Annotated in this window: 11 protein-coding genes; 3 read left to right on the top strand and 8 right to left on the bottom strand. The window is 43.7% G+C overall.

The features are described from left to right. Positions 1 to 40: 40 nt before the first annotated feature. Together DLD82_RS17640 and DLD82_RS17635 are read right to left on the bottom strand one after the other, a co-directional pair. Positions 41 to 265, bottom strand: coding sequence for a response regulator (locus DLD82_RS17640; protein ID WP_181391520.1), 225 nt, complete (start codon positions 263 to 265; stop codon positions 41 to 43). Between the two features lie 80 nt (positions 266 to 345). Continuing rightward, on the bottom strand, positions 346 to 4,203 hold the full coding sequence (locus DLD82_RS17635; RefSeq protein WP_109942448.1) for a methyl-accepting chemotaxis protein: 3,858 nt from the start codon (positions 4,201 to 4,203) through the stop codon (positions 346 to 348). A 119-nt stretch (positions 4,204 to 4,322) separates the two neighbouring features. Here DLD82_RS17635 and DLD82_RS17630 point away from each other — a divergent pair, with 119 nt between their 5' ends. Next, positions 4,323 to 5,816, top strand: a complete 1,494-nt coding sequence (locus tag DLD82_RS17630) for a PAS domain S-box protein (protein WP_109942447.1) — start codon at positions 4,323 to 4,325, stop codon at positions 5,814 to 5,816. 12 nt (positions 5,817 to 5,828) lie between these two features. Beyond that, on the top strand, positions 5,829 to 6,344 hold the full coding sequence (locus DLD82_RS17625) for a YkgJ family cysteine cluster protein (RefSeq protein WP_342764581.1): 516 nt from the start codon (positions 5,829 to 5,831) through the stop codon (positions 6,342 to 6,344). 28 nt (positions 6,345 to 6,372) lie between these two features. On the opposite strand, the gene DLD82_RS17620 is transcribed toward DLD82_RS17625, so the two are convergent. Then, positions 6,373 to 7,710, bottom strand: coding sequence for an MBL fold metallo-hydrolase (locus DLD82_RS17620; RefSeq protein WP_109942445.1), 1,338 nt, complete (start codon positions 7,708 to 7,710; stop codon positions 6,373 to 6,375). A gap of 139 nt (positions 7,711 to 7,849) precedes the next feature. On the opposite strand from DLD82_RS17620, the gene DLD82_RS17615 reads away from it, so the two are divergent. Beyond that, positions 7,850 to 9,334, top strand: a complete 1,485-nt coding sequence (locus DLD82_RS17615) for a catalase (RefSeq protein WP_281268024.1) — start codon at positions 7,850 to 7,852, stop codon at positions 9,332 to 9,334. A 25-nt stretch (positions 9,335 to 9,359) separates the two neighbouring features. Here DLD82_RS17615 and DLD82_RS17610 read toward each other — a convergent pair whose 3' ends face one another. The 5 genes from DLD82_RS17610 to DLD82_RS18775 all read right to left on the bottom strand — a co-directional run bounded on the left by DLD82_RS17610 (position 9,360) and on the right by DLD82_RS18775 (position 15,123). Then, positions 9,360 to 10,886 carry a response regulator gene (locus DLD82_RS17610; protein ID WP_109942444.1) on the bottom strand — a complete coding sequence of 509 codons (1,527 nt, stop codon included), beginning with the start codon at positions 10,884 to 10,886 and terminating at the stop codon, positions 9,360 to 9,362. 227 nt (positions 10,887 to 11,113) lie between these two features. After that, positions 11,114 to 14,227: a hypothetical protein gene (locus DLD82_RS17605; protein ID WP_109942443.1), complete on the bottom strand. Its 3,114-nt coding sequence runs from the start codon at positions 14,225 to 14,227 to the stop codon at positions 11,114 to 11,116. Continuing rightward, positions 14,224 to 14,490: a hypothetical protein gene (locus DLD82_RS17600; RefSeq protein ID WP_109942442.1), complete on the bottom strand. Its 267-nt coding sequence runs from the start codon at positions 14,488 to 14,490 to the stop codon at positions 14,224 to 14,226. Before DLD82_RS17600 ends, DLD82_RS17605 begins: the two co-directional genes overlap by 4 nt. Then, the gene (locus DLD82_RS17595; RefSeq protein WP_109942441.1) at positions 14,487 to 14,825 is read right to left on the bottom strand and encodes a hypothetical protein; all 339 of its coding nucleotides are present in this window, start codon (positions 14,823 to 14,825) and stop codon (positions 14,487 to 14,489) included. Before DLD82_RS17595 ends, DLD82_RS17600 begins: the two co-directional genes overlap by 4 nt. Next, the gene (locus DLD82_RS18775) at positions 14,818 to 15,123 is read right to left on the bottom strand and encodes a hypothetical protein (RefSeq protein WP_109942440.1); all 306 of its coding nucleotides are present in this window, start codon (positions 15,121 to 15,123) and stop codon (positions 14,818 to 14,820) included. Before DLD82_RS18775 ends, DLD82_RS17595 begins: the two co-directional genes overlap by 8 nt. Between the last annotated feature and the right edge of the window lie 86 nt (positions 15,124 to 15,209).

The raw sequence follows: 15,209 nt of genomic DNA, 5'->3' as shown, positions 1-15,209 counted from the left end.
ATATTGATCAAAATTGGAGAGGATCAAGATAACTAACCATTTAAACATGACATTGTAGAGCTATAACATCATATGAATACAATTTTAGTTTTTCTAATCCTTTCTGTGCAGATGAGACTGTATCAACCACAAATCCTTCATATCGCTCGATAAATTTCTGACTTATGTAAAGAAGGTCTTCATCATCATCGACTAAAAGAATGCGATACCCTGATCTCTGTTTTTTTTCAGCATGAGAAACCCGAATATCTTGTGATTGAAACAAAGAGGAATGAATTGACCTACTCATCATAATTAAATCTCAAAAAATTGGTAACCAGGTTCGACAGAATTTATAACTTTCAGTTAGACAACGAAATTTGCAACTGCTTTTGATACCTGGGAAGTTCCGGAATTCACCTGCTCAATAACCATTTTTAATTCATCAATTGATGCCGCAGATTCTTCTGCGATTCCGGCAATTTCCACAGCTTCTTTAGAGTTTCCATCAAGAAGATTGGATATCTCATTCACACTCGCGGTAACCTCTTCCACCCCGGAAGCCTGCTCTTCTGTCATCGCAGCAACCTGCTCGACATGCATGGAGATCCCACTAACCGATTCGGCCAGTTTTCCAAAGACCTTAAGTGTGTCACTCAATGCGATATTTCCCTCTTTTATTGCTTTTGCAGCGGTTTCCGATGAATTTCCTGCATCCTCGGATTTTTTCTGGAGTGATGTAATCATTTCAGCAATATTTTCTGCCGATATTCTCGACTCAGTTGCCAGGGCCTTTACCTCTGCTGCCACAACTGCAAATCCCCGTCCTGCTTCACCAGCCCTTGCTGCTTCAATTGCGGCATTTAATGCAAGAAGGTTTGTCTGGCTGGCAATATCAGATATAAGACGAACAATTTTACCAATTTGACCCATATCCTGCTGAATTTCTCCAATCAACCGATTCATATCATCCGCACTGATTGTGATGACCTGCATTCCATCTTCAGCTTTCTTTGCAAGAGTTGTTCCTTCTTTTGCAAGGTCATTGGCATTCCTTGAGTATTCAGATACTTCTTCAGTCTTTTTGGATACATCTGCAACGGTTATAGTCAAATCTTCCATTGCTTTGAGAATCTGTTGAACACCGGAATTGCCCTGCTCTGCATTGGTGGAAACCTGGCTGGCACTATGTGCCATCTGTCCGGCTCCCTGTACTATCTCTCCTACGTTAACATTTGCCTGATCCGCATTGAGGGAGAGATTTTTTACCTGCGAATTTATCGTTGCTATCGCTTCAGATATCTTATCCCCGATTTCATCAAGTGCTTCCCTAAATGATATCCAGTCACCCTTTATCTCCTGTTTTTTATCAAACCGGGCAGTAAAGTTATATCCGGCATATTCTTTTGCAATCCGCATCGCCTCCTTGACCGGTGTTTCTATGGATGCCTGGGTCTGGTTCATCCCCTCGATTACTTTGCGATAATCTCCCTCGTGCATTGTTTGGTCAATCCGGAATGAGAGATCACCTTCAATAGCTGCATGAGCAATCTGTGTTGAATCTCTCACAAGGCGGGCAATTGCTTCACGGGCGGTATTCACTGCCTGACTTATCCTAACAAATTGCTCTTTTGCTCCTGCAATTTCACTATCTGCATCTAATACTGTTGAGGTAAAACTGGTATTTCCATGTGAAAGAGAAGAGAGGTTCTCATACAGGTTATTGATAGATTGTTCCAGATATACCACCATCTTTTTGATAGTCGTTATATCAATATACATCATGACAATTTTTGTAACATTATTATTGACATCCAGGATGGGAATGTAGGTATAATTTAATATTCGGGTAAAAGAGCCAAGATCAACCGTAATGGTTCCGGTTCCTGATTTTTTCGTAGAGATGATTTCATTAATTGTCGTTCCTTCACGTCCGATGACATTGATATCCCGAAGACTCATCGTGGTTAACTTTGATTCTGATAACTGAATGATATCCTGAAATGCCTTGTTGGAAGAGAGTATTTTCCCATTCAGATCTGTGGTAATTATTCCGGCAGGGCTTTCATTTATCAGTGTTTCAGATTCATCCAACTTCTCGACTAAACTCGTCTGATCCAAAAAAATCTCAATAATCTTGTGAACATTGCCCCGTGGATCTTTTATTGGGATGTAAAAATAATCAACATGTCTGATACCAACGGGGAACTGGACGATCATATTCCCTCCTTCGATTTTTCCCGATTTTATGGCATCAGAAACACCCGGGCCTCCTCTTTGAATGACCTTGAAGTCCTGGAGCTTCATGGAAAGAAGTTGTTCCGGCGAATATCCACTTAATTTTGAAAATGCAGGATTAACATCCGTTATCTCTAAATCCAGATTCAAAGTAAAGATTGCATAGGGATTCTCTGAAACAAACGTTTTATTTTCTTCAATGTATGTTTTCAGATCTGTTAAATCATTATATATGCACAATACCTTCTGTATTGCATTATTAACATCCAGAACTGGAAGGTAGGTATATTCCAGAACTTTTATCCGGTCACCAAAATCCACGACCATGGAACCATGTTCTGGTCTTTTCGAAGAAAGAGCATCCGAAAACGTCGCACCTTCCCGGGATAAAAGTTTAAAGCCGGCAAGGTTCATGCTGCGTAATCTTTCCTCCGGAATCCGGGTAAGGTCCATAAATGTTTTATTGAACTGGAGGAAATTGCCATTAATATCGGTTGTAATGATACTTGTCGGGTTTTCTGAAATAAGAGTTTCTGATTCATGCAATTGCTCAATAAGACTTGTCTGATCCAAAAAAATTTCAATTATTTTGTGAACATTCCCCCGTGGATCCTTAATCGGTATGTAGAAATAATCAACATGTCTGATACCAACAGGGAATTGGACAACCATTTTTCCCCCTTCGAGTTTTCCTGATTTCACGGCATCAGACACACCAGGCCCTTCTCTTTGAATGACCTTAAAATCGGTTAATTTCATCCGGAGAAGTTCTTCAGATGTATATCCGCTCAATTTGGAAAATGCAGGATTCACGTCCGTGACTTGTAAATCCAGATTCAAGGTAAATATTGCATACGGGTTTTCTGATACAAAGGTTTTATTTTCCTCAAGGTAAGTTTTCAGGTCAGTCAAATCGTTATAGATACATATAACCTTCTGTATTGCATCATTTACATCCAGAACCGGGAGGTAGGTATATTCCAGAACTTTTATCCGGTCACCAAAATCCACGACCATCGAACCGTGTTCTGATTTTTTCGAGGAAAGAGCATCCGAAAAAGTCGAACCTTCCCGGGATAAGAGTTTGAAATCAGCAAGGTTCATAATGCGTAATCTCTCCTCCGGAATCAGGGTAAGGTTCATGAACGCTTTATTGAACTGAAGGAAATTCCCTTTAAGATCAGTGGTAATGATACTGGTAGGATTATCAGCGATAAGAGTTTCAGATTCAATGAGCCTCTCAACAATGTCTGTCAGGTCTGCAAAAACATCGTATATCTTTATTATATCCCCATGAGAATCAAAAACCGGAATGTATGAATATTCCATATGCCGGATACCGGTTGGGAATTGAACAATAATTTTTCCGGAAACTGTCTTTTTCTCTTTAATCGCTTCATCAACCGTCGGTCCGTCACGCTTGATGATAGTAAAATCTGAAAGATGCCTTGAAATCCATTCTTCACGGACGTATCCGGAAATTCTGGAAAAAGCAGGATTTACATCGGCGATGGTCAGGTCAGGGTTGAGGACTATGAGAGCATAGGGATTCCCGTTTGTTAGAGCTTCAGTTTCCTCTTTAGAAACATTTCCAGTATTGTCAACAATCGTCGCGAGAATACAGGTTTCTCCTTCATATGCGATTTTTGATAATGTTACTTTTGCCGGGAATATTTCCCCGTTCATCCGTTTATTATCCCAATAGAATGTTACATTCCCTTGCTGACTTGCAATAAATATCCATTTCTTTATTTCTTCGTTGCTGTTTTTTCCATTTCTTTGTAATGGAGGGAAAATGATTTCCGGATTTTTTCCAATTATCTGATCCGGTTTATCAATATGAAAAAGATCCATGGCTGTTTTACTACATCCAATAAAGACCCCATTTGATTTTATGAGGAATATTGCACAAGGGATCTCATCAATAATTCTCTGAAGTGTGGTAATATCATGTGACTGGATCATTGAATGTGTAATTATGGTCATTATATCAACCCTTTTTATTACAACATCCGGGTATCATTGTACTCAAATATCCTATTTATAATCTCATCTGGTGGCGCCGAGAGGCATATTTTTTTATACCCATCAATTCGTTATTTACCATGGATGTAGAACAGAAAAAAATTCTTTCTATCCTGTCTCAAACAAAAAAACCATTAATGATAAAAGATATTGCCGAATTATCCGGCATTAATCGTCATACAGTTGCAAGAAAACTTGATACATTAGAAATTCTCGGCAGAGTGAGAAAGTTTCAGATCGGAAGTGCAAAAAAATATTCTCTTACAGAAACTGTGCCGGTTTCAAGTTTAATAGATATCAGTAATGATTTAATCATCATTTTAAATGAAAAATGGCATGTGCATTATATGAATAAATCTGCACTTAACTTTTTTCACCTCTCCGATCAACCGGTGATTGGAAAGAGGATTGACTTTTTGCGTCTTGATATTTTTTCATCACCGGAAGTTATACAAGGAATAAAAGAATTTTCTTTCCAGAAGGTCACAAAAATAGAACTAGAAATACAGAAAAATGGCCTTGATCTCTGGTATGAGATAACCATAATGAATATTTCATTAAAACCAGGTTCACTTTTTATCGCCGTTACCGCCTCAAATGTTACTGAAAAAGTAATAACACAAAGAAAATTAATTGAAAACGAGGCAATATACCGATCCCTTTTTGAAAATGCTCCCATTCCGATTAATAAAGTAGATATTTCTCAGGTAAAACAGTATATAGATACATTAAAAAGATCAGGCATTGTAGATATCAGGTCTTACTTTGAACAGAATCCTGATGAAATAATTAAATGCAGTCACCTGATTAAAGTTCGAAAGATCAATAAAAAAAGCCATGATGATTACCAGGTTGTGAATGGTGATTACTCAAAAATTATGGAATTTATGACTCCTTATCTCACAAAAGAGACAATAGATAGTTTTAAAAATTTGTTTATTTCTCTCTATGAAGGGTCGAATTATTTTCAATTTCCGTCATCTTTTGTTACATCCAAAGGGATTAAACGCCATTTTTTAAATTTTGTAGCTGATGCATCTCCACAAAATGATCTCTCCAGAATTTATTTTTCTTACCTGGAAGTAACCGGCCAAAAATCCCTGCAATTACAATTACTTCAAAATAATAAAGATCTTATCGGGGTAACCGAAGAAGTAATCGCCCATGATGCTGAAATCAGGGTTCAGATTGATGAATTGAGAAATCAACGCAATGATGCTGAAAAACGTAACATTCTCCATACCCATCTTTTAGATGCCACTCATATCCCTATCATCATGTTTAATTCATCAATGGTAATTACTTGGACAAGTACTGAAATGAATTATTTATGTGGTTATGCAGATACCGGCCTGTATGGAGAAAACCTCAGGACATTATTTTCCGACAATTCTGAATTTGAACAATTTTACCTGTTTATTACACAAAATGAGTTGATTGGGAGGTATACTGAAGTATCTCTCTTGCATCAGTCTGGTAATACTCTTTCAGTCCTGTGGCATCATGTGGAAAATATTACCTTATCTGATGGAAAAAAGACCTATGCAGCGATGATTCAAAAAATTGATTCATAAGATGATACAACTATACTCTCACAAGACTATTCCGGAGGCCTGATTCTGGTTTTTGAATGTTCCCAATGTGGAGAGTGCTGTGGTCATCTTGGTCTGATGTGGGCCATTGAAAAAGAGATATCCGAATATACTTTTCGGGTCCGGAATGAATACACCGGAGAGCGATACACCGTTGAAGTTACCAAAGATCTCCGCTCTCTTTATGATGATAAAGATGTATTTACCGATCTCCCGGAAGCATGTCCATTTTTTCGTAAAGGCAGGGAGAATGACCTCTGGTACTGTACGGTTCATCTCACCCGTCCGGACGTATGCAGGGAATATGGATGCTGGAGATTTTTAATCCTGGACTCACAGGGTAAACGGGCAGGTAGAGTCATGGGAACCAGGCACCTGCATGCTGAAGATCCGAATCTACTAAAAATCTGGGATGAGAAGGTTCGCTGTCTGACAGAACCGGATGACGCTCTCTGGGATGAAAAAATGTGTGAAATTATCCGGTCTGCAGGATTTACTGTCCGGGACTGACCGGATACCCGGAAAAAAATGAACCGGTTTAGTCTGTATCCCTCGTAAGACCAATCTCCATGAAATCCTCACCGATGATGACCTCTCCCGGGAAGTCATTTTCTGCCACCAGCAAATGAGCATAGGGAGTATTTCCAGGAACGATGTGATTTAACACCAGCGTTGTCACATTACATGATTCTGCAACAGAACCGACCACATCATTCGCAGTATGCGATGTCAGCATATGTGTTTTCAGTGCATCCATCTGACTTCCGGGAACCGGAGTTCCAAATTTCAGATCTATCCAGGCCCGGTCAATTACCTCGTGGAGCAGGATGTCTGCACCGTCTGCAAGTTTCTGAAGATTTCCTTTGGTATCCGGACCGGTATCACTTGAAAATACCACCGAGCCATCCTTTGTGTTAAACCGGTACGCGATTGAGGGAAATACCTGGTGATGATCCACAAGGGTTGCAGTGACCCTGACATTATCATCCTGGTATACCTCGAAGGGATCCATTTCCGGACAGGAATCCGAATTAGGGTCAACTACAATGCCCGGAAACGGAATATCTCCCGACTCTGTCCCTCCGATTTCATGAACCTCGATAAGACTCCGGTGGTCCGGATACCCGTCATCCAGGGTAACATCATTGATTCCCTGAGCAAATGCCTGCCAGATGAGATCTGTCATCTGCCTTGTTCCGGGTGTAGGGGTAATCAGGTCCGGATTGCTACTATCGGTATAGATGACCTGACCGCCACGGGCAGAGAAGTTTGTTTTATCTGCTTCAAGTGTTCCCCGGTTAGCCGGCCCGAAGACTTTCAGGGGAACATAGACGGTTTTACCGGTGTCCGGATCCCTCTTTGTTCCAAGACCTGCTCCGGCCCCGATAAGCAGGAATGACGGATAATCAGCCGTATGATCCTGGTGCAGGTGGGTAAAGAAGAGAGCATTTGCATGTGCAAGGAACGTTGAGGATCCGGTTTCCACTCTGCCTTCCGGAGTATCCATAAAATCCCCATAATTAAGTGCTTCTGAAAGTTTTGCTGCAGATCCCTGTCCCATATCGATTATATACCATGAGTCATTCACTATCAGCACCGAAGAAGAACTTGCCCGGTCTGTTTCCGGATACCATGATATTCCTCCGGTTGTTCCAATCAACACCAGTCGTGTATCGCAATTTTTCGCTTCATCGCCGGTGATGATCCTGGCAGGTGTAACTTGGTTTAAAACCTCATTTTCCCTTGAAAAATCTTCAGGCATAGACTCATCTGTGAAGTTATGTATTCCAGAATCATCTGTATCTTCAGCGGAAACAAAAAAACCTGTTAAAGCCCAGCACACCAGTACCATCATGAATACCCGGATTATGTTCATTGTACTTCTCCTCTCATAACAGAATACAGAACTATCAGGGTTAAAGATTTCTAAACCAGAAATTGACGTTGATTTCATTCATTTTTTTGAAAGAAAAGTTTCTATTCTCATAAGTTAAATGCCGAATAATTGCTTCCAGATGACAGAGAAAGGACGGATAAAAATGGGAGAGAAAAAGAAATTAACTACTGCAGCAGGAGCTCCGGTCCCGGATAACCAGAATGCGGTAACTGCCGGTCCTCGTGGTCCAATGCTTCTTCAGGATGTATGGTACCTTGAAAAACTGGCTCATTTTGACAGAGAGGTAATTCCTGAACGCCGCATGCACGCAAAAGGTTCCGGGGCATTTGGAACATTTACCGTAACCCATGACATTACCCGGTATACACGTGCAAAACTCTTTTCAGAGATAGGAAAACAGACCGAGGTCTTTGTCAGGTTCTCTACCGTTGCAGGGGAGCGTGGCGCTGCAGATGCCGAACGAGATATTCGTGGATTTGCCATGAAATTTTACACCGAGGAGGGAAACTGGGATCTTGTTGGTAATAATACACCGGTTTTCTTCATCCGTGATGCACACAAGTTCCCGGACCTGAACCGGGCAGTAAAACGGGATCCCCGGACTAACATGCGTTCTGCAAAGAACAACTGGGACTATTGGACCAACCTTCCTGAAGCTCTCCACCAGGTAACCATCGTCATGAGTGACCGGGGTATTCCTGCCAGTTACCGCCACATGCATGGATTTGGCAGCCACACATTCAGCATGATAAATACAAAAAAAGAACGGGTATGGGTAAAATTCCATCTCCGGACACAGCAGGGAATCCAAAATCTGACAGACCAGGAAGCAGAAGCGATTATTGCAAAGGACAGGGAGAGCCATCAACGTGACCTCCTTGAGAGCATTGACCGGGGAAATTTCCCCCGCTGGAAGATGTATATCCAGGTCATGACCGAGGAAGAGGCAAAAAATATGCCATATAATCCTTTTGACCTGACAAAAGTCTGGTACAAGAGCGAGTTTCCCCTGATTGAGGTTGGTGTCCTTGAACTGAACCGGAATCCAGACAACTATTTCCAGGATGTGGAGCAGGCTGCCTTTAACCCGGCAGCGGTTGTTCCCGGAATCAGTTTCTCTCCGGATAAAATGCTTCAGGGCCGGCTGTTTTCCTACGGGGATGCCCATCGGTACAGGCTTGGCGTGAACCATCACCAGATTCCGGTCAACCGTCCAAAGTATGCAAATGCACACACCTCTCACCGTGACGGGCAGATGCGGGTAGACGGTAATGCCGGGGCTACCATCGGATATACACCGAATAGTTACGGCGAATGGGAAGAACAGCCTGAATATGAGGAACCTAAACTGGAACTCTCAGGAGCTGCAGGTCACTGGGATTTCAGGGAAGATGACGATGATTACTATACCCAGCCGGGTAAACTTTTCCGTCTCATGACCCAGGCACAACAGCAGGTGTTATGTGAGAATACAGCCAGGAACATGGGCGATGCTCCAGAGTTTATCAAGATACGTCATATCGGAAACTGTCTGAAAGCTGATCCTGCATATGGCAAAGGGGTAGCAGATGCACTGGGCATATCCCTGGATAAGGTCCAATAAATTTTTTTAGCAGGGACCGGTTTTTTTAGTAAGACATTTTTATCTGGCGGTCCGGTATATCCAGGATAAATCCTATACGCTGATTATTCTCCTCATCAAGTATGGTTCCGGCGATGATCACCGGAATTTTCTTCCCGTCTTTCCGGGTAAATTCTTTTTCACAGAGGATCTTCTGCACCCCGGGACTTGGGAGGTTTTTCATTGCCTCCTTGTCAGGATGAACGTATTCAATGGATGCTAAATCAGATACACAGATGAGACCAGCTTTTAATTCATCCCGCGTATATCCGAGCATCTCAAGGAACATATCATTTGCATCGGTTAGTATCCCATCCGGATTCCAAAACGCAATCCCGATTAGTCCGGAATCATATACCCGGCGAAGGCGGTTTTCACTCTCCTTTAAAGCGATTTCTGCTTCTTTTCTATCGGTAATGTCCTGGCAGATTCCTTCGATAATCTTATTCCCTTGTTCATCGCTGACAAGTCTGACACTAATGGATCCCCAGATGATACTCCCATCTTTCCGGAAAAAACGGGTTTCATAGGGTTTTACAAAACCTTTGGCATTAAGTATCCGAAATATCTCATCCCGGTCTTCTGAATTGACATACCTGCTCCCGATATTCGTGATAGAATGGATGAAATCCTCTTCTGAATCATATCCCAGATATTTTACCGCATAGGGATTTGCCTGGAGAAACCTCCCTTCAGGTGTAGCGGTAAAAAGTCCGATTCCGGCATTATTGTATATGTCACGATATTTTCGTTCACTCTTTTGCAACGCGGATTCCCGTTCATGTTCCTTCGCCATGCTATGGAGTGTCCCGATAACAGCAGGACGGTCCTGGTATGTCCCTATCCCAACCAACATTCTTACCGGAATTCTGGTCTTCCCATCCCGGTGAAGGAGGTTATACTCGTAGGATTCAGGGGGTGTCTGACCGGAAAGCCTGTTGTAATGTCTTTTAAGAACCAGATCCCTGTCTTCCGGGGCAATCAGGGAAGTTATTGACATCCCGCTTACCTCTTCCACGCTATACCCGAGCATGGCCGCCTGAACTTCATTAGACATGAGAAGAATGCCATCCTGTACAAGGAATACTCCGTCCTGGATGTGATCAATCAGGACACGTAACTGTTTTTCCGATTGGATGAGGGCATCTTCTGCCCGTCTTTTTTCAACGGCCATCTGGATTTTATGAGATAATTCCGCAAATAAAGAGACAGTTTCCCCACCCTTTTGAAGATAATAATCTGCCCCTTCATTTAATGCCTGAATAACGACTTCTTCACGGCCACGTCCAGTAAAAAGGATGAAGGGGATGTTATTATTAGATTTTCTCACTGTTTTTAACAGCTCTATACCATTCATTCCGGGCATTTCATAATCTGAAATGATGGCCTCGTAATTATTATGAGAACGAAGAAGTTTTAGAGCCTGTATTGCTGAATGTGTTATATCGACGGTGAATTGCCCATTCAATTCCAGGAAAGATTTTCCCAGTTCAAGTAGAGGCTTTTCATCGTCTACATAGAGGACAGATATCATGACTGATTCTTAAAAAAATTGTATGGTTCACTATTGTGTCTTAAATAAATAGTCCTTTTGATATGGTTCTGGAAAATCCGGGGGGGCACTCGTTTAAACCAGAAATAACGGACTTTTACTTCAGCTATTCCCTTATCATTCTCCGGACCCATCTTGCCAGCATAGAGTATTCCATCCAGTCATTTCCGGAAATCACCGCCGGTTTCCGGAATCGTATTCGGATATGACTACAAATGGCATCCGGATTCACCCCTAATAAGTACTGTTTCCCGTTCATAGCAGGTAGTACACAATCCGGTTTTCGTCTCCGGATCCCACCATGAGATTCCCTGCAAGTTGCAGACACTACACCGGCCATAATCAGAGTTCGTCCGTTTCATGCCGGAAATGTTGATCACACCCGGAAGAGTCCGGATTGATTCTATCTCTTTTTGAATTGTCCGGGTTTTGCAGGCGTCACAGAGGGCGATATTAGTATCCCGGACCATATGGGTGATTGTATTACCCTTGCAAAGAGCAGATGTTCCATTCATCTGGCCGGAAGTTATCGGGACAATATTCTCTCCGGTATATGAGACGGGTTTTGCAGTTGCTACACTTGCTGCATGTTCCGGCAGTTCCCGTAATGATAAATCGGACCAATTCTGCGTCACTTCAGGCTTTTGCCCATTTTCCCGAGCCATATGATCCGGACTTGCGGAAAAGGCACCTTCGGTTGCACACGGTGTTTCATTATCAGGAGTATAATCAGATGCACTCTGAATACCGGTATTGTTGCAATATATCTTAGTATTATTAGTATACAGATTATTTTCTTTTAATTCGGCTGAATCGTCACTTGTTTTCTTGCTGCAGCTGTTGCACTCATGTCGCAATTGTTGCAATCCTGTTTCTAACTCTTTGTTTCCATTGTCAGAATCATCATCTGAACCATTTTGTGATTGCACATCAGAAATCCAGCACTCATCGTTTCCGGACCAGGTCTCATACAACAGGTCATCCCAGAGGTAGGCTTTTGTTCTTCGTTTTACATCCATTCCTTCCCGTTCATCGGTTACGGTCCGGTCTATGTAGGAGAGAGCCGGACATTTTTCGAGGAGGCCGGAATAGGATACTCCCCGGCTGGTACTTCCATGGAATACTTTGTAAATGGCGTTGTAGGTAAAGCAGGTTACCCGCTGGACCTGGGCGATGGTGAATTCAAACTTTTCAAGGTTCCTGATAGCGGTAATTACATCCGCCTCTCTTCTTGTCAGTTTAGTAGTCTGTCCTCCGGTTTTTCCACTGAGTTGTTTATACAGGACTGATGCCCGGACAAAATCCTCTCTTGTTGCGGTAACACAGATTATTCCGTTTATTTCCTCTCTCTTTCGCTGGTACTGGTTCATGATGGCATGTGCCCGGATGAGATCGATGAGCATGTCCGGATTTCTCCGGTTGGATATGGAATTAAACCTGATATGATGTGCATATGGGATGACAACCCAGACCGGTGAAAAGAGAATGTCCCACATGGCCTGGCAGACCTTTAAATCCGTCCGGAGCATTGTTTCCTGACCGGGAAGTGCGGTTGCAGCGTCAAGTGTCCGGTGCAGGACTTTTTTGTCCTGTTCGGTCGAGTCATCTATCCAGGTGGTGAGCATCCGGTTTAGGACCTGGTCATCTCCGGTCCCCTCGACTTTTGCAATCCACCAGAGGCATCGTTCAGGTATCTCACAGATTTTTCCTTTCCGGTCAGTATTCACTGTAAGATACTGGAAGGGTTTTTGAAAACTACTGGTTACTCCTTTTAAAATCTCCTGCATCTGGTCTGAAAGGCTGGTATCATCGAGGGTGATGACCATCCCAGGCCGGAGGTTTTCAGCGTAAAAGAGCGCTTTATCACTTATCCGCTGGCCAAGCCGGGAAAGTTTCGGGACCTGTAAGAGCATGACATCAAAGGCATCACTTTTTCCTTTTCCGCTTATTCCGGTGACCGATACGTGCAGTCCCTTGGATTTCGGGTTTGTTATCGACCGGGATGCAAGAGAGAGGGCTAAACATTCTGCAACGGTAAGGTCTCCTTCATGATCCCTGGCAAAGGTCCCGAGTGAATAGGCAAGGGGATCGCCGGTTTTGAGTATATCCCACACTTCTTTCAGGATGTCCGGAGGATAGGCATCTTTCAGATCTCCGGAGGTATCGTCTGAATTCTCTCTATTTCCGACGGTATTATCACTATTTTTCTCCGGAGTGTATTCTTCCAAGCCATGCCGGTATCCATCCCGCTTTACTCTTCCTTTTGCCCGGTCCCGGATTCCCTGTTTTATTCGTGCTTCATAATCCCGTTTTTGCCGGGGTCCTTCGAACTGTTCCCGGAGTTCACTCCACCGCTGAGTCCCTCCGCCACAGGAGTTGTGATGGCATCCGGCAAAGATCCCGCCGTTTTCAAACTGGATTGCATATGCCCCATCCATGTGAGCAGATGAGAACGGACATGTATCAAGGAGAAAGATCCTGCCTCCGGAATAGGGTTTTTCCCGGAACAAGAGACCATGATCACAGAGCCATGCTCCAAGGTCCGTGACAGGTGAATTCCCGGCTGGTTTTGGCTCAAGATGTATTTTTTCCGGAGTTGGGAGGAGCGACGCCAGGGCTTCTAACTGGTCGGATTTGACGATTTTGAGCGCTTTTGGGATTGAGAGTGCTTGTGATCTCCGGTGAGGGCGGTTGTCTGTAGAGTCTCCTTTTCTTGACAATGTCCCGTATAATTTCCATATCCGGGATGCATTCGAGACCGAGGTATCGATGTCTGATTCTGTATCTGAGAAGAATATCGAGAGAGCGGTGAGGGTATTTTTAAGAAGGGTATTGTTCGCTGGATCATTGGGAAGGTCGATTCCATAGAGCAGATGGGATCCGTTTCCGGAGTCTGCGAGAATGGGTTCAGGCCATCCCATTTCGGTAAGAAAATCCCGGATCTTTGTGGCCTTCCGAAGTGCTTTTTCGTGTTCTTCTTCAGACGAGGAGATGCCGGAAGGCCGTTTTGGATCGATATCTATGGGGAGCCATTGCCTCCTTACGATATCCTCGTCTCCGGTGGCCTTGTCATCCCGGGAAAGCCGCATCTCCATCCGGTTTGCACGCCTGGCCAGGAGATCCGGATTTATTTTATTGAGGACGACATAGATCCCGGCGATGTCACTGGTGTTGTCCAGAACCAGGGCATCCCGAACGAGTTTTTCCTTATCGGTGTAGTATCCGGATGCCATCCCCCCGGATTTCCGAAGAGCCCGTAGTTCCATGACATCTCCCTCTGAAAAGAGAAGGGAGAGGGTCCGGAGAATTTCCTCTCCGCTCACTGGTTCTCCTCCGGGTTTTTCATAATCCAGACAAATGAACTCTTATGCACTCCCCTTTGTTCGCTCCAGGCCGGATACCGACTGTTCATGACCCTGCTGATGACACTCCTCCGGTATTCGGTTGTTATCGGATGGAGGAAGGGATAGATCTCTTTGTTTTTCAGGATCTGTTCCTCTATGCCTCTCCGGGATACGAGGGTTGAATGCTCCGGTATTGCCTCATGAGCGGCGAAGATGACTTCGTCTATCAGATGGATGTTCATACTAATCCCCCTGAGCAGGCAATGGCTCCACCGGGGAGGACCCGATACTGTTTCCATTCATGTGACTGCAGGATCCAGATCCGGATATGGATCTCTCCCGGAAAAGTTCGTTTTTGCACGATATTTCCAAGTTCTGCAACGAGCGATGAGAAATCAGATATGCCTTTTGACCGGGATGTCCGGATGACAAGGCCGATTATTTCATCATGGTTCCATGCGATGATGTCAAAGATCCGGGAGCAGCCGGTTACTTTTTCCGCAGTAAATCCGGCGGCTATGAGCAGGGACCGGGCGGTATATCCGGATACCCGCTCTCCACGTCCGGCATTATCCATGTCTGATTCCTCCCCGGATGCCGGATAAGAGGGCATTGAGATCCCTAAAGGAAAAGAAAGCTAATGAGGTTGTAGGATGATATATCCTACTTACCCCTGCTGAAATCGGCAGCCCGTCAAAGTTACTGATATGGTGGGGGTATTCTTTTTTTGGTCTGTTCAGACTCAAATGTTGTAGTTTTGCTCTAATGGTCTCACCTGCACCGACTGGTTTGGATGGTGCCCAGAAATGTCTGAAAACGAGTAGATAATTACTGACATTTCGGGTGGCCGGATCACCGAAATGTTTTAGATACATGAGAGATTTGTGCCTGCCATCTGAGCGATCGCGGAAGTCAGATGAGGAGTTATTGTCGCGCAATTTAGCCGGGGTTTTTTCGTAAT

Origin of the sequence: Methanospirillum stamsii (genome assembly GCF_003173335.1) — an archaeon.
Taxonomy (GTDB): Archaea; Halobacteriota; Methanomicrobia; order Methanomicrobiales; family Methanospirillaceae; genus Methanospirillum; species Methanospirillum stamsii.
This window is presented reverse-complemented; position numbering and strand designations above follow the sequence as displayed.